Raw genomic sequence first — 15734 nt, forward strand, 5'->3', positions numbered from 1 at the left:
GATGCTAGGCAAGACGGCAGGCGGGTTGTTCTGGATGTACCGCTACCTTGAGCGGGCCGAGAATATCACCCGGATGATCGAGACCGGCCAGCGCATTGCGCTCACCCGGAATCAGGAGAATGACGACGAGTGGGCGAGCGTGCTTCAGACCGCCTCGGTCGATCTCGGCTATTTCGAAAAATACGACGAGCTCAGCAAGGACACGGTCATCGACTGGATGCTGCGCGACAAGGACAACGCCTCTTCGGTGATGAGCGCGGTGGAAGCTGCGCGCAACAACGCCCGGCAGGTGCGCGGCGCGCTGACCCATGAGACATGGGAAGCGATGAACGGCTGCTGGATGCGGCTGAAGGAGTTGCTGAAGCGCAAGGTGAACGAACGCGACCTGCCGCAGGCGCTGGGCCTGATCCGGCAGCGCACCGCCCTCGTGCGCGGCGCGACCCACGGCACCCTGCTGCGCAATGACATCTACGATTTTGCCCGGATCGGCACCTTCCTCGAGAGGGCCGACAACACCGGCCGTATCCTAGATGTGAAGTACTATGTGCTGCTGCCCTCGGCCAATGCGGTCGGCTCCCAGCTCGACAACGTGCAGTGGGAGACGATCCTGCGCTCGGTCAGCGGCGAGAGCGGCATTCGGATGGTCTATGGCCACAACCCGACCCCACGCGACATTGCCGCCTTCCTCATTCTCGACGGGCGGATGCCGCGCAGTCTCTACTTCTGCGCCAAGAAGTTGCAAGACAACCTCGGCTACCTCGCCCATGACTACGGCGAGACCGCCACAAGCCACGACCTTGCCGTGCAACTTGGCAAACGGCTCAAGGAACGCAGCATCGATGAGATCTTCGATATCGGGCTGCACGAGTTCATCCAGGAGATCCTCATTGCGCTGGGCGAGCTCAGCCGCCAGATTGAGGTCGACTATCGGTTTTATGAATAGGCCGGACAGACCATGCGCCTGAAGATTGCCCACGAGACCCGCTACAGCTTTTCGGAGCCGGTGCGCTATGGGCTGCAACAGATGCGGAAAACGCCCAAATCCTACCGCAACCAGAAGGTTGTGAGTTGGGAGACCTCGGTGATCGGCGGCAAGAAAGAGCTGCAGTACGAGGACCAGCACCGCAACACGGTCGAACTGATTTCGATCACTCCCGGCGAGACCGAGCTGCTTTTGCGCAGCGAGGGCGAGGTGGAGTTGGAAGAGACCAATGGCGTGATCGGCCCGCATGAGAGCCTGACGCCGCTCTGGCTGTTCGACCGGCAGACCCCGCAAACCAAGCCCGGCCCGCATGTGCGTGAGCTGGCCCGCTCGCTACACGGCCGCGAGGGGCTGGACCAGCTCCATGCGCTGATGTCGGCGGTGGCCAAGGCGGTGAAGTACACCGCGGGCGCCTCGGCCTCGGACTGGAGCGCGGAGAAGGTGATGGAGGCCGGCAAGGGCGTGTGCTCGGATCAGACCCATGTGTTCATCTCCGCCGCGCGGCTGCTCGGCCATCCGGCGCGCTACGTTTCGGGCTACCTGATGCTGGACGACCGCCAGAGCCAGGAGGCGATGCACGGCTGGGCCGAGGCCCATGTGGACGCGCTGGGCTGGGTTGGCTTTGACGTGAGCAACGATCAGTCGCCCGACACACGTTACGTTCGCGTTGCGACAGGGCTGGACTACGCAGGCGCTGCGCCGGTAACTGGAACGCGCACCGGTGGCGAGGAAGAATCCCTTTCCGTCGCCATAGAGGTGGCGCAACAGATGAGCCAGAGCCAAGAACAGTAACATGACCTATTGCGTCGGAATGAAGCTCGATCGCGGGCTCGTTTTCATGTCTGACACCCGGACCAATGCGGGCGTCGATAACATCAGCGTTTTCAAGAAGATGCACTCGTGGGAGGTGCCCGGCGAGCGGGTGATCACCCTGATGAGCGCGGGCAATCTGGCGACGACGCAGGCGGTGGTTTCGATCCTTGAGGAGCGGACCAAGGCGCAGAGCGAGCGCAACCCCTCGCTGCTGGAAGCGCCGAGCATGTTCCAGGTCGCGCGGATGGTGGCCAAGGTGCTGAAGGATGTGATCGCCGAGCATGAGCAGGCGGGCCAGCAGGCCGCTGCCTTTGGCGCGACGCTGATCCTTGGCGGCCAGATCGACGGCACCGCGCCCCGGCTGTTCCTGATCTATCCGGAAGGCAACTTCATCGAGGCAGGGGACGACACACCGTTCTTCCAGATCGGGGAGACCAAATATGGCCGCCCGATCCTTGTGCGCGCCTACCGCCCGGAGATGAGCTTTGCCGAAGCGGTGAAACTGCTGATGGTGAGCTTCGACTCGACGGTGAAAGCCAACCTGACGGTCGGCCTGCCGTTCGATGTGCAGTTCTATGAAGAAGGCAGCCTCACGCTGGGCTACCAGAGCCGGATCGAGGCCGATGACGCCGATTTTCAGCGCATCTCAAGCGGCTGGGGCGAGGCCCTGACCGCCGCGCTCGACAGCCTGCCGGACATCGAGCTTTAGGGCGGGTGACTGCCCTGCAGCCCTTTACCCGCGAGGAGCTGGAGCCGCGGCTGCGCCGGTTGGTGGCCGCGGAGGTGCCGGAGGCGGAGGAGGAGGCTTATGTGGCCGAGCTTTCCGCCCGCATCCTCGACCCGCAATGGCTGGATTACCTTTACGCGAAGGAGTGGGAGCATCTGACGCTGGAAGAGGCTTGCGACAAGATCCTGAGCTATCGCGCCATCCGGTTGTGACACGGCAACCGCTTGGACAGGCGTTCATAAGGCGGTAAGCAGGGAGAAAGACCCGTTGAAAGGCCCGCTCCGTTGAACCAGGACGCTCCCAAGCCCATCCCGCCGCGCCGCCCGCTGACGCTCCGAGACGTTTCGGAGGCCTCTGGCGTTAGCGAAATGACGGTGAGCCGGGTGCTGCGGAACCGGGGTGATGTGAGCCAGGCCACGCGGGAGAAGGTGCTCGCTGCAGCCAAGCGGTTGGGCTACGTGCCCAACAAGATTGCGGGGGCGCTGGCGAGCAGCCGGGTGAACCTTGTGGCGGTGGTGATCCCCTCGCTTTCCAACATGGTCTTCCCCGAGGTGCTCACGGGCATTGGTGCGGTGCTGGACGACACCGACCTTCAGCCGGTTGTTGGCGTGACTCATTACAAGCCCGAGCGCGCCGAGAAAGTGCTTTACGAGATGCTCTCGTGGCGGCCCTCGGGCGTGATCGTGGCGGGGCTGGAACATACCGATGCCGCCCGCGCCATGCTGGCCAACGCAGGCTGCCCGGTGGTGGAGATCATGGATGTGGACGGCGAGCCGATCGACTCGATGGTCGGCATCAGCCATCGCCGCGCGGGGCGGATGATGGCCGAGGCGATTGCCGGTGCGGGGTACAAGAACATCGGGTTCGCAGGCACCAAGATGCCGCTGGATCACCGGGCGCGAAAGCGGTTCGAGGGGTTCACTACGGCGCTGGCCCGCGCCGGGCTGGAGGTGCGGGACCGGGAGTTTTACGCGGGCGGCAGCGGCCTCGCCAAGGGGCGCGAGATGACGGCGGCCATGCTGGAGCGCACGCCGGAGCTGGATTTCATCTATTATTCCAACGACATGATCGGTGCGGGCGGGATGCTGCACTGCCTGACGGCCGGCATCGACATTCCCGGCGAGCTGGGGCTTGCGGGCTTCAACGCGTTGGAGATGCTGGCCGCCTTCCCGCAGAAGCTGGCGACGATGGACGCCTGCCGCCGCGAAATTGGCGAGGCGGCGGCGCGGATCGTGGCGGAGCGCACAGCGAGCGGCGATCTGGCGGGCGAAGGCGGCGGCACGGTGACCGAGCTGGAGCCGGTGCTGGCGCTGGGCGACACGCTGGCGCGGGGCTGAGCGCATGTCTCCCAAGGTTTCGGTGGTGATCCCGATGATGAACGAGGCGGAGAACGCGGCGCCGCTCATCGGCCGGATCGTGACCGCCTGCGCGGATGTCGAGTTCGAGGTGGTGGCGGTCAACGACGGGTCCACCGATGCGACGGGCGATGAGCTGCTCAAGCTGGCGCGGGAGGATGCCCGCATTCGGGTGCTGCAACACCCGAGGCCTGCCGGGCAGAGCGGGGCGGTGCATTCGGGCGTGCGGGCGGCGCGGGGCGCGGTGTGCGTGACGCTGGATGGCGACGGGCAGAACCCGCCGGAGGAACTGCCAAAGCTATATGGCCCGCTGCTGGCCGACACCACGGGCAAGCTGGGCCTCGTCGCGGGCCAGCGGGTGGACCGGCAGGATACCGCGAGCAAGCGCTGGGCGAGCAAGTTTGCCAACGGTCTGCGCGCACGCATCCTGAAGGATGGCACGCGCGACACCGGCTGCGGGCTCAAGGGCTTTCGCCGCGATGCATTTCTGGCCCTGCCGTTCTTCAACCACATGCACCGCTACCTGCCTGCGCTGATGCGGCGGGACGGCTGGGAGATCGCCCATGTGGACGTGAGCCATGCCGAGCGCGCCGCGGGGCGGAGCAAATACACCAACTTCGGCAGGGCGCTTGTGGGGATTTACGACCTGATCGGCGTGGCTTGGCTGATCAAGCGGCGCAAGACCCAGACCCCCACGGAGATCACGCCGGATGGCTGAATGGCTCTTCAACATCCTGCATGTCGAGACGTGGGTTGAGTTCTGGTGGGTGATCATCGGGCTGGGCGGGCAGCTGATGTTCACCGCGCGATTTCTGGTGCAGTGGATCGCCTCGGAGCGGGCCCGCCGGTCGGTGGTGCCGCTGGCGTTCTGGTACTTTTCGATCTTCGGCGGGCTGATCTTGTTGGCCTATGCGCTTTACCGGAAAGACCCGGTGTTCGTGCTGGGGCAGGCGATGGGGCTCTTCATCTATGTTCGCAATCTCTACCTGATCCATGTCAGCAAGCGCGAAGCCTGAGGGCGCCGGCTGGTTTGGCCCTGCCTTTGCGGTGGTGGCGGCGCTGGTGGTGTTTCGCCTCGCGTTGCTCCCCTTTGCGCGGGCCGAGATCTTTGTGGATGAGGCGCAATACTGGCTCTGGGGACAGGAGCTGGCCTTTGGCTACTATTCCAAGCCGCCGATGATCGGCTGGCTGCTGCGGGCGGTCACCGACCTGGCGGGCAGCGATGCGGCCTTCTGGCTCCGCGCCCCGGCGGCGGTGCTGCACGGGATCACCGCGCTGCTGCTGGCCGGGTTGGCGGCAGAACTGGCCGACAGGCGCACGGCGATCCTCGTGGCGGCGAGTTACATCACCCTGCCGCTGGTGGCGGTGGGCAGCTTTCTGATCAGCACCGACACGGTGATGTTCCCCTTCCTTGCGGGCGCGCTCTGGGCGTGGGTGCGAGTGACCCGCGAGCAGAGCCGGGTGGCGGCGGTGGTGGCCGGGGCCTGCGTGGGGCTGGCGGTGATGAGCAAATACGCGGGCATCTACTACGTGCTTTGCGCCGGGTTGGCGGCGCTCTTCGTGCCCTCGGCGCGGGTGCGCTGGGGTGATGCGGTGGCGGCAATCGTGGCGCTGCTGATCGTGATCTCGCCCAACGTGATCTGGAACATTCAGAACGGCCTCTCGACCCTCGAGCACACGATGGACAACGCCGAATGGGTGCGCGACCCGGGCAAGCGGGCGGGGCTGAACTGGGCCTCGCTGGCGGAGTTTGCCGGGGCGCAGATCGTGGTGTTCGGGCCGGTGCTGCTGGCGGGGCTGCTTTGGTCGGCGGTGTGGCGGCGGAGCGCGATGCTGCTGTGGTTCTCTCTGCCAATCCTTGCGCTGGTCTGCGGGCAGGCGCTGCTCTCCAAGGCCTATGCCAACTGGGCGGCGGCGGCCTATCTGGCGGGCACCATCGCTGCCGTGATGGTAGTGCGCGGCTGGGGCCGCTGGGCGATGGGGGCGAGCCTTGCGCTGGGCACGGGTTTTGCCGTGGTGCTGGTGGGCGCAACCGTCTTTGCCGCTTCGCTGCGGCTGGGGGACGGGCCATTGCTGATGGAGCGCTATTTGGGCCGGATCGACATGAGCGCGCAGATTGCCGCGCGGTCAAAGGCGGCGGGGGTGACGACCATTGTGGCTGATGACCGCGACGTGCTGGCCGACCTCTTCTACCGCATCCGGGGCCGGGGCGTGGAGGGGCAGATCATCGGGCTGGAGGCCTATGCCCGACCCGAACTGGGCCGCCCGCCGAACCACTATGTGCAGAGCCATGCGTGGCCGGGCGGCGAAGACGAGGTGCTTTATGTGACCCGCCGCGCAGACCCCCCGATCTGCGAGGCGGCCGAGGCGCTAGAGCCGATCATCCCGCGAGAGGGGGCCTTTCGGCGGCGTCCGCAGCAGGTCTGGCGGGTGCCGGGCGACTGCTGGGGCCAGTGACGGGCGATGTAGAACGGCGACAATCCTCCACTTTGTGAGCGGAGGGCTTTTGCGGTGACGTGCCGTTGCTATAGTCGGGTGCCGACAGGATGCGAGGGGCGAGCCGTGGCACGGATCAAGAGTTGGGCGGGTGTGAGTGCTGTGGCGCTGGTGGCGGGCCTCGTGGCGGGAGCCGGACCGCGGGCCACCAAGGCCGACCCCCAGATCACCGACAGCCTGACGCTTTTCGGGACGCCCGGCATCCTCTCGATGCCCTCTGCGGAGGCGCTGGAGGATGGACAAATCTCGGCCACGCTCACCTCGATGGGCGGGCAGACGCGGGCGAGCTTCTCGTTCCAGCTTGCGCCGCGGATCACCGGCAGCTTCCGCTACTCGCGCATCGAAGACTATTACATGGACGGCGAGCCGCTCTCCGACCGGAGCTTTGACCTGAAGTTTCAGGTGCTGCAGGAGCAGCCCGGCAAGTGGTGGCCGGCGGTGGCTGTGGGCTTTCAGGATTTTCTGGGCAGCGGGATCTATAGCGGCGAATACATTGTGGCGACCAAGACGGTATCGCCCCGGCTGCGGTTCAGCGCCGGGCTCGGCTGGGGCGGGCTGGCGCGCTACGGGGTGATCGGCAGCGCGGGCGAGCGCGAGCCTTACATCCCCGGCGACGAGGGCGGCACTGTGAATGCCAGCAGCTGGTTTCAGGGCGATGTGGCGGCGTTTGGCGGCCTCGCCTTTCAGGCCAGCGACAGGCTGACGCTGAAGGCCGAATACTCCACGGCGGGCTATGTGGACGAGGCGGGCGACGACCTGATCGACCGCAAGAGCCCGTGGAACTTTGGCCTCGATTACAAGATCCGCGAAAACGCGCATTTGCAGGCGGCTTATATCGGCGGCTCTGAGGTGGCGGTGCAGCTCAGCTTCAGCACCAACCCGCGCAAGCCTGCGGTGGGGCCGGGCAACGAGACCGCGCCGCTGCCAGTGGCGGGGCGCCCTGCCCGCCGGTCGGATCCCGGCGCCTGGGACACCGCCTGGGCGAGTGATCCGGCGACCAAGCCCGGCCTGCGCCGGGTGCTGGGCAATGCGATGGCCAAGGAAGGGCTGATCCTCGAGGCGATGGCCTACAGCGGGCGGAGTATCGAGCTGCGCTATCGTAACACGCGCTACATTGCCGAGCCGCAGGCAATGGGGCGTATCTCGCGCATTCTGACCCGCGCCCTGCCCGCCTCGGTCGAGACCTTCAGCCTTGTGCCGGTGCAGAACGGGGTGCCGGGCGCTCGGGTGACATTGAAGCGCAGCGACCTTGAGGCATTTGAACACGCAGGCTCGGCCCCGGTGCTGGCTGCCGCGCAGATCACCGATACCGCCGCTGCGCCCGATCCGGCGGGGCTGGAGTATCTGCCCGGTCAGTATCCGCGGTTCACGTGGTCTCTCTCGCCCTATGTGGCGCTCACCGCCTTTGACCCCGAAAGCCCCCTGCGCGGCGACGTGGGTCTGCGGCTCTCGGGCCGGTATGACCTTGCGCCGGGCTGGGTGCTGGAGGGTGCGATCACCAAGAAGGTGTTCGGCAACGGCGGCGAGGATGAGAACCCATCGACCTCGGTTCTGCCGCATGTTCGCTCGGACGCGGCGCTCTATGCCGCCGAGGGCGACCCGGCGATCGAGCGGCTGACGCTGGCCTACTATGGCCGCCCCGGTCCCAACCTCTACAGCCGCCTCACGGTGGGTATGCTGGAATCGATGTTTGGCGGGGTCTCGGGCGAGCTGCTCTGGAAGCCGGTGGACAGCCGCCTTGCGCTGGGCGGCGAGCTGAACTGGGTGAAGCAGCGGGACTATGACCAGCTCTTCAGCTTCCGGGAATACGAGGTCGTGACCGGCCATGTCTCTGCCTACTACGACTTTGGCAACGGCTATCACGGCACGCTCGACGTGGGCCGCTACCTTGCGGGTGACTGGGGCGCGACCGTCGCGCTGGACCGGGAGTTCGACAACGGCTGGCGGATCGGGGCCTATGCCACGGTCACCGATGTTTCGGCGGAGGACTTTGGTGAAGGCTCGTTTGACAAGGGCATCCGGGTGACCGTGCCTTACAGCTTCTTCACCGGCCAGCCGAGCAAGAAGACCGCGGGCACCACGCTGCGCTCGCTGGCGCGGGACGGGGGCGCGAAGCTCTCGGTCAACGGGCGGCTCTATGACACGGTGCGCGACACCCACCGCCCTGAGCTGGAAGACCGGTGGGGGCGGTTCTGGAGATGATGCGGAAGATGCGTTGGATCGGGGCGCTGGCCGCCCTTGCAGTGCTGGCCGGGTGCAGCAACGACCCTGCACGGCAGGGGCCGGGGCTGTTGCAGATGGCGGTGCAGAGCGTGACCGCCAAGCGCGGAAAGCCGAAGGAGGTGACCCCGGCGCAGGTGGCCGCGCTGATCCCGGTGGCGCTGCAGCGCATCCGAGGCTCTGCGATCATGATCCTGTTGCGCGACAACACCCAGCTGGCCGCGCTCGGCGAGCAGGAGACGCGCGGGCCGTGGCGGACCTATCTGACCACCGAGGGCCAGACGCTTGTGCTGCGGCGCGGGATGCTGGCGGAGACGCGGGGCGTGGGCTTTGACCTGATGTCCTCGGAGATCACCCAGAGCACTGCGCTTGTCACCGGCCGACGCGCCGGGCAGGCGGTGCGCGTGATGCGCTGGCTCAACGGCGAGAACGATGAAGTCCCGACCCGGTTCGACTGCCGGATCAGCCGCGACAAGGCCGAGCCGATCCAGACTGCGACGGCGGGCACGGTGGGCGCGGTGCGGATGGTGGAAATCTGTCATGGCGGCGGCCAGACCTTTACCAACATCTATCAGGTGGCCGGGGATGGCACGATCTGGAACTCGCGCCAGTGGATGGGGCCGGAAATCGGCTACATCGCGATTCAACTCCTGCGCAGGTAAGGCCCAATGACCCGCACCGCGCTCGTGACCGGTTCCGCCGGATTCATCGGCTCTCATATCTCGTGCCGTTTGCTGGACGATGGCTTCAGGGTCATCGGGCTGGATGCGATGACCGATTACTACGACGTGAGCCTCAAGCAGCGGCGGCACCAGCGGCTGATGCAGAGCGAGGGGTTCAGCGCGGTGGAGGCGCGGCTGGACGAGCCGGGGCGGCTGGAGGAATTGCTGGAGGAGCACGCGCCCGAGATCGTGATTCACCTCGCTGCGCAGGCGGGGGTGCGCTACTCGATCGACGCGCCGGAGAGCTATGTGGAGGCCAACCTGATTGGCACCTTCCGCCTGCTGGAGGCTGCCCGTGCCCACCCGCCCAAGCATATGCTGATGGCCTCGACCAGCTCGGTCTATGGCGCGAACGAGAAGATGCCCTATGCCGAGACGGACCGGGTGGCGCATCAGATGAGCTTCTACGCCGCGACCAAGGCTGCCAACGAGGCGATGGCGCATAGTTACGCCCATCTTTACGGCCTGCCGATCACGATGTTCCGCTTTTTCACGGTCTACGGCCCGTGGGGGCGGCCCGATATGGCGCTCTTCAAGTTCGTGAAGGCGATTCGCGCCGGAGAGCCGATTGACGTGTACAACCACGGCAAGATGCGTCGGGATTTTACCTATATCGACGACCTGGTGGAGGGCATCCGGCGGCTGGTGGATGTGGCGCCCGAGCGCGGCGCACCGGTGGGCGAGGCCGACAGTCTTTCACCCGTGGCGCCGTGGCGGGTGGTGAACATCGGCAATGCCGCGCCGGTGGAACTGGGCACCTTCATCGAAGCCATCGAGGCGGCGCTGGGCGAGACCGCGCAGAAGAACATGATGGAGATGCAGCCCGGCGACGTGCCTGCCACGTGGGCCGATACCACACTGCTCACCGAGCTCGTTGGCCCGCTGCCACAGACCGATATCACGCAGGGCGTGCGCGCCTTCGTGGAGTGGTACGACAGGCATTATAACTGATTGTCAGGGGCTTACCCGGAAACAGAAAACGCCCGCCGGGTCTCCCCGACGGGCGCTTTAATTCTTGGCCGTTGGCCTGACCTCAGTTTTGCACAGCCTGGGTCGGCTCTTCGGCGGTGTCGTCGTCGGAGCCGGCGAGGGCGCCGATGACGGCCAGAGCCAGAACGCCGCCGATGATCGGGCCGGCGTTGGCGCCGCCGAGCGACGGGCCGCTGGAAGCCGAGCTGCCGCTCTCTTCAACGAAGACTTCGCCTTCGAGATCGGGCTCTTCGAAGCCGCCAGCGAAGGCGGAAGTGGCCAGCGCGGAGGCGAAGGCGGCGGTGGTGAGAATCTTGAACATGTCTGGCTCCGTTACGCGAAAACTTTCACAGCCATTATTGTTATCAGGGCGTTAACCGTAAAGCGGCAGATGACGTTTTCCGGCGCAATCGGCGGGAATCTTCGTATGACCTTAAGTCATCCTAGGGGTGTGGCCCCGAAAATCGTTTGAAAACAGAGGGGTTGGACGGCCCTGCACGGGCCAGTCCGACAGGGATTTGTGGCGGAATCGTCACGCTGCCCTCGGTGGGGCGTTTCAGCCCGCGAAGTTCTGGGTGATGAACAGAGATCCGCAGGCGCGACCACGAGGGTCATGCGCAACCGCCGTGGCAGCCATGTTGTACTTTCGCCCGAGAATGTTGACCCGGTGGCTGGGCGAGTTCATCCAGAGCGTGACCGTGTAGCGGGCGAGCGAGGCATAGCTGTGCCGCCCGATGCGCTTGCCCGCAGGGGTCGCGAACTGGCAGGCGGAGGCATTCACGATCCGGTAGCCGGTGCTGCCCTCGACCTGATAGAGCGCCACGCGGGCGATGTTCTCGGAGCCACGGCGGATTTTGAGGCCGGAGGCGAGGATGCGGGCTTTCACCGTGGCGCGGCCGGGGCGGGTGGATTTGTGGCTGAGCGTGCTGTTGCGGGCCATCCACTTGGCGTGGCCGAGGGCGGCATTGCGCAGCGCGGGTGCATCGGCCAGCGGAGACAGCCCCTTGCGGCAGCGCTGGTAGTTCACTTCAACGGCGATGGCGGCATCCAGCAGCGGCTGGTTCAGCCGGGCCGGGTCAATCGCTGCGTTTGCGCCGGAGACCGCACCACGGGTGCAGGCGTTGGCGGATGTGGACAGGCTCGCCACTGTCATCACGGCCCCGAGGGCCAGGCGAAGTGCCTTCTGCATTGGTTACCTCAAGCATCTGGCCCCCACCATCTGCTTTGAGTGCAGACAATCCCCCCGAGACGGCCAGAATAAGGCGCCAATTGGGAAACACCGTTGCACAGGTTGCTTTTGAGCGCCGCTGCCGCCATTCAGGGGCGGCAGAACCGCAAGGCGCATAAGGATGGGCGGACGATGAAGATTGCGATGATCGGCACGGGCTACGTGGGCTTGGTCTCGGGGGTGTGTTTCTCGGATTTCGGGCATGAGGTCGTTTGCGTCGACAAGAACCCCGAGAAGGTGGCGCAGCTGAACCGGGGCGAGGTGCCGATCTACGAGCCGGGGCTGGATGTGCTGATGGCCAAGAACGTGGCCGCCGGGCGCCTGACCTTCACCGAGGATCTGGCGCCTGCGGTGGCCGGGGCCGATGCGGTGTTTATCGCCGTGGGCACGCCGACCCGCCGGGGCGACGGCCATGCCGACCTGACCTATGTTTTCGCCGCCGCCGAGGAGATCGCCCAGTCGCTCGACGGGTTCACCGTGGTTGTCACCAAATCCACCGTTCCGGTGGGCACTAACCGGAAGGTTTACGAGATCATCGCGAAGACCTGCGAAGAGGGCAGCTTTGACGTGGCCTCGAACCCCGAGTTCCTCCGTGAGGGCGCCGCGATTGATGATTTCATGCGGCCGGACCGGGTTGTGGTGGGCGTCGAGGCGAAGCCGGCCCAAGAGGTGATGGGCGATATCTACCGCCCGCTCTTCCTGCGTGATTTTCCGATTGTTTACACCGATCTGGAGTCCGCCGAGATGATCAAATACGCGGCCAACGCCTTTCTGGCCACGAAGATCACCTTCATCAACGAGATCGCCATGCTCTGCGAGCGGGTGGGGGCCGATATCAAGGCGGTGTCCAAGGGGATGGGCCTCGACGGGCGGATCGGCAACAAGTTCCTCCACGCCGGGCCGGGCTATGGCGGCTCGTGCTTTCCGAAGGATACCAAGGCGCTGGCCCGGATCGGGCAGGACCATGCGGTGCCGCTGGAGATCACCGAGGCGGTCATTGCCGTGAACGAGGACATGAAGCGCCGGATGGTCGAAAAGCTCCGCGATCTTTGTGACGGCTCGTTCAACGGCAAGGTCGTGGCGGTGCTGGGCGTGACCTTCAAGCCCAACACCGATGACATGCGCGAGGCCCCGAGCCTCACCATCGTGCCCGCGCTGGTGGGCGGAGGGGCCGAGGTGCGCGTGGTCGATCCGCAAGGCCGCCGCGAGGGCGAGGCGCTGCTGCCCGGCGTGACATGGGAGGAAGACCCCTACGCCGCCGCCAAGGGGGCGGATGTGCTGGTGCTGCTGACCGAGTGGAACGAGTTCCGCGCGCTGGATCTGACCCGGATGGCCGGTGAGATGCGCGGCGCCCGCATGGCCGACCTGCGCAACATCTACTCGCGTGACGATGCCCGCTCTGCCGGGTTCGAGGCCTACGTTTGCGTTGGCCGCCCGGATGCCACGGCGCTGCAGGGCGAGCCGGGCGTCGCCGCGGCGGGCTGACACCGGGCCGGGCGGGAGACCTCGGGGTGACACCCTCAAAGCGGATCTTCGACGTGGCACTCGCGGTGTTGCTGCTGGTGCCGGGTTTGCCAGTGATGGCTGTGCTCTGGTGCGTGATCGCCCTGCGCGACGGGCGGCCGGCGCTTTATACCTCGGAGCGGATGAAGGCGCCGGGGGTGCCCTTTGACCTCTACAAGTTCCGCACCATGCGGAAGGGCTCGGGCGAGGCCGAGGTGGGCGTGTCGGGCGGCGACAAGGCCGACAGGATCACCCCGCTGGGCCGGACCCTGCGCCGCCTCCGGCTGGATGAGCTGCCGCAACTCTTCAACGTACTGAAAGGCGACATGAGCTTTGTCGGCCCGCGCCCGCCGATGCGGCAATACGTGGAGCAGTTTCCGGCGATCTACGGCGAGGTGCTTGAAAGCCGCCCGGGAATCACCGGGCTGGCGACGATCATGCACCACAGCCACGAGGAGCGGTTGCTGAAGCACAGCCGCTCGGCGGAGGAGACTGAAGAGATCTACGTGCGGCAATGCGTGCCCCGGAAAGCGGCCATCGACAGGCTCTATACCGCCCGCCGGAGCCTCTGCCTTGATCTCTACATTCTCTATCTCACCGCCGGAAAGCTGGCGCCCCTGCCCGGCGCGCGCCTGAACCGGCTGCGGGCCAAGGCGGCGCGGGTCTGAGCCCTTTTTCGGCGTTTTCACAGCATGGTTAACCCTTTGGTCAACTTGCGGGGGTATTCCGCCGAGAGACGGGCTTACGTGGGGATCAGGGTTTGCCTGCGCGGCGCTTTCGCGTAGAGGCAAAATCAAGGGGGTGCAGTGAATTGCACCTTCCGCGTGTGTGCGGAGCCGGTCAGGCGACGGCTTTTTGATGGAGACGATATGCTGGGTGTGGGTGCATGATGAAGGTGGTGATTACCGGCGCGCGCGGGTTCATCGGGCAGAATCTGGCCCATTATTTCCGCAGCACCGGCAGCAAGGTCACCCTCATCGGGATCGATCGATACAGCGACGGACCGGCCTCGGAACGCGATGTGTTCGACCAGTTTCACACCGGCTGTTTCACCTCCGACGCGGCGCTCAGGCTGGCGGCCAGCGGCGACGCGGTGGTGCATCTGGCGGCGCAGGCCTCGGTGCAGCAGAGCATGATCGACCCGCTCGGCACCTTCGAGAACAACGCGGCCCGCTCGCACCGGCTGATCGACCATCTGCGCCGCCACGCGCCGCATGTGCATTTTGTCTTTGCCTCTACCGGCGCAGTCTCGCAGGACGAGGGGCCGATCGACGAGAGCGCCACGGCCAACCCGGCCTCGCCCTACGGCGCATCCAAGCTGGCCACCGAGGCGCTGATGGCTGCCTATGCCAGCGCATGGGATTTTGCCGGGGTCTCGCTCCGGTTTTCCAACGTTTATGGCCCGCGGTCGCGGCGGCAGGGCGGGGTGATTCCGCACTTCTGCCGGCGGTTGTTGGCGGGCGCGCCGCTGCGGATCAACGGTGATGGCGGGCAGACCCGCGATTACATTTATGTCGATGATATCTCCCGTGCCATCGCAGGCGCGGTCGCCATGCGGGCCGAAGGGCTCTACCAGCTGGGCACCGGGGTGCCGACCTCGCTGAACGAGGTGGTGAGCATCTTCCGCGCGCTTGGTTCCGGCGCGGCGCTGCAGGTGGAGCATGGCCCGGCGCTGTGCGGGGAGATCCGCCACAACTGCGCCAATATCGCCCGCGCCCGCGCCGACCTTGGCTTTGTGCCGCGCCACAGCCTGCGCGACGGGATTGCGCGCACGTTCGAATGGTACGACGCTGAACTTGTAAGCTGAGAGAGGCGGGAGCCAGACTGCATGAAATTGCTGGTGTTCGGAGAAACCGGTCAGGTGGCGCGCGAGCTTGCGGCCTTGGCCAAGGCGGACCTTGAGGTGACTTGCGTGCCACGGGCGCAGGCGGATTTTGCCGACCCTGCCGCCGCCGCCGGGATCGTGGCCGAGGCGGAGGCCGATGCGGTGATCAATGCCGTGGCCTACACCGCCGTGGACAAGGCCGAGGAAGAGGAGGCGCTGGCCCGCAAGGTCAACGCCGAAACGCCGGGTGCCATCGCGAAGGCATGTGCCGACCGCGGGCTGCCGCTGGTGCATATCTCCACCGATTACGTCTTCGATGGCAGCGGCGATGAGCCCCGCGCGCCGGGCGCCGCTACCGCCCCGCTCGGCGCCTATGGCGGCACCAAGCTGGCGGGCGAGGAGGCGGTGCGCGCGGCGGGCGGAGCGCATGCAATTCTGCGGACATCCTGGGTGTTTTCGGCCCATGGCGCGAACTTCGTGAAGACCATGCTGCGGCTCGGGACCGAGCGCGACAGGCTGACGATTGTCGACGATCAGCGCGGTGGCCCGACCGAGGCCGCCGACATTGCCGCCGCTTGCGTGGCCATCGCCCGCGCCCTGCGCAACGAACCGGCCAAGAGCGGCACCTATCATTTTGCGGGCGCGCCCGATGTCAGCTGGGCCGAGTTCGCGATGGAGATTTTCGATCAGGCCGGGATCACCTGCGAGGTCGCGCGCATCCCCAGCAGCGATTACCCGACCCCGGCGCAACGCCCGCTCAACTCGCGGCTCGATTGCAGCGCGACCGAGGCCGCTTTTGCCATCCCTCGCCCGGATTGGCGGGTGGCTTTGGCGCGGGTGCTTCAGCAAAAATGATCCGCTCTGGCCGCATTGCTCCGGCCTGATTAAGATGAC

17 protein-coding genes are annotated in these 15734 nt (G+C 66.1%); 15 read left to right on the plus strand and 2 right to left on the minus strand.

Going from position 1 to position 15734, the window contains the following annotated elements; genetic code table 11:
* The first annotated feature begins 1 nt into the window (after position 1).
* The 11 genes from KUV38_RS17020 to KUV38_RS17070 all read left to right on the plus strand — a co-directional run bounded on the left by KUV38_RS17020 (position 2) and on the right by KUV38_RS17070 (position 10266).
* A complete protein-coding gene (locus KUV38_RS17020) occupies positions 2 to 943 on the plus strand; it encodes an alpha-E domain-containing protein (protein ID WP_222471400.1) in 942 nt (313 codons plus the stop codon).
* A 12-nt stretch (positions 944 to 955) separates the two neighbouring features.
* Positions 956 to 1774, plus strand: a complete 819-nt coding sequence (locus KUV38_RS17025; protein ID WP_222471401.1) for a transglutaminase domain-containing protein — start codon at positions 956 to 958, stop codon at positions 1772 to 1774.
* 1 nt (position 1775) lies between these two features.
* A complete protein-coding gene (locus KUV38_RS17030) occupies positions 1776 to 2504 on the plus strand; it encodes a peptidase (protein WP_222471402.1) in 729 nt (242 codons plus the stop codon).
* Between the two features lie 5 nt (positions 2505 to 2509).
* Positions 2510 to 2734, plus strand: coding sequence for a hypothetical protein (locus tag KUV38_RS17035; RefSeq protein ID WP_222471403.1), 225 nt, complete (start codon positions 2510 to 2512; stop codon positions 2732 to 2734).
* Between the two features lie 72 nt (positions 2735 to 2806).
* A complete protein-coding gene (locus KUV38_RS17040; RefSeq protein WP_222471404.1) occupies positions 2807 to 3859 on the plus strand; it encodes a LacI family DNA-binding transcriptional regulator in 1053 nt (350 codons plus the stop codon).
* Positions 3860 to 3863: 4 nt separating this feature from the next.
* A complete protein-coding gene (locus KUV38_RS17045) occupies positions 3864 to 4595 on the plus strand; it encodes a glycosyltransferase family 2 protein (RefSeq protein WP_222471405.1) in 732 nt (243 codons plus the stop codon).
* Entirely contained in the window at positions 4588 to 4893 is a 306-nt protein-coding gene (locus KUV38_RS17050) for a lipid-A-disaccharide synthase N-terminal domain-containing protein (protein ID WP_222471406.1), read from the plus strand. Before KUV38_RS17045 ends, KUV38_RS17050 begins: the two co-directional genes overlap by 8 nt.
* Complete coding sequence (locus KUV38_RS17055) at positions 4871 to 6334, plus strand: ArnT family glycosyltransferase (RefSeq protein WP_222471407.1); 1464 nt, start codon at positions 4871 to 4873, stop codon at positions 6332 to 6334. Before KUV38_RS17050 ends, KUV38_RS17055 begins: the two co-directional genes overlap by 23 nt.
* A gap of 105 nt (positions 6335 to 6439) precedes the next feature.
* Positions 6440 to 8575, plus strand: a complete 2136-nt coding sequence (locus tag KUV38_RS17060; protein WP_315898653.1) for a YjbH domain-containing protein — start codon at positions 6440 to 6442, stop codon at positions 8573 to 8575.
* Positions 8572 to 9255 (plus strand): YjbF family lipoprotein, encoded by a 684-nt coding sequence (locus tag KUV38_RS17065; RefSeq protein WP_222471408.1) that lies wholly within the window; start codon positions 8572 to 8574, stop codon positions 9253 to 9255. Before KUV38_RS17060 ends, KUV38_RS17065 begins: the two co-directional genes overlap by 4 nt.
* Before the next feature lie 6 nt (positions 9256 to 9261).
* Positions 9262 to 10266 (plus strand): NAD-dependent epimerase/dehydratase family protein, encoded by a 1005-nt coding sequence (locus KUV38_RS17070; RefSeq protein ID WP_222471409.1) that lies wholly within the window; start codon positions 9262 to 9264, stop codon positions 10264 to 10266.
* A gap of 82 nt (positions 10267 to 10348) precedes the next feature.
* Here KUV38_RS17070 and KUV38_RS17075 read toward each other — a convergent pair whose 3' ends face one another.
* Together KUV38_RS17075 and KUV38_RS17080 are read right to left on the minus strand one after the other, a co-directional pair.
* A complete protein-coding gene (locus KUV38_RS17075) occupies positions 10349 to 10606 on the minus strand; it encodes a hypothetical protein (protein WP_222471410.1) in 258 nt (85 codons plus the stop codon).
* Between the two features lie 234 nt (positions 10607 to 10840).
* Positions 10841 to 11473, minus strand: coding sequence for a CAP domain-containing protein (locus KUV38_RS17080; RefSeq protein WP_222471411.1), 633 nt, complete (start codon positions 11471 to 11473; stop codon positions 10841 to 10843).
* 171 nt (positions 11474 to 11644) lie between these two features.
* Here KUV38_RS17080 and KUV38_RS17085 point away from each other — a divergent pair, with 171 nt between their 5' ends.
* The 4 genes from KUV38_RS17085 (at position 11645) to rfbD (ending at position 15695) form a co-directional block, all read left to right on the plus strand.
* Complete coding sequence (locus KUV38_RS17085) at positions 11645 to 12997, plus strand: UDP-glucose dehydrogenase family protein (RefSeq protein ID WP_222471412.1); 1353 nt, start codon at positions 11645 to 11647, stop codon at positions 12995 to 12997.
* 26 nt (positions 12998 to 13023) lie between these two features.
* Positions 13024 to 13683, plus strand: coding sequence for a sugar transferase (locus tag KUV38_RS17090; RefSeq protein WP_222471413.1), 660 nt, complete (start codon positions 13024 to 13026; stop codon positions 13681 to 13683).
* A 218-nt stretch (positions 13684 to 13901) separates the two neighbouring features.
* On the plus strand, positions 13902 to 14822 hold the full coding sequence (locus KUV38_RS17095; protein ID WP_222471414.1) for an NAD-dependent epimerase/dehydratase family protein: 921 nt from the start codon (positions 13902 to 13904) through the stop codon (positions 14820 to 14822).
* A gap of 21 nt (positions 14823 to 14843) precedes the next feature.
* The gene (gene rfbD / locus KUV38_RS17100; protein ID WP_222471415.1) at positions 14844 to 15695 is read left to right on the plus strand and encodes a dTDP-4-dehydrorhamnose reductase; all 852 of its coding nucleotides are present in this window, start codon (positions 14844 to 14846) and stop codon (positions 15693 to 15695) included.
* Positions 15696 to 15734 lie beyond the last annotated feature (39 nt).

Origin of the sequence: Vannielia litorea (assembly GCF_019801175.1) — a bacterium.
In the GTDB taxonomy this organism is placed as follows: Bacteria; Pseudomonadota; Alphaproteobacteria; order Rhodobacterales; family Rhodobacteraceae; genus Vannielia; species Vannielia litorea_B.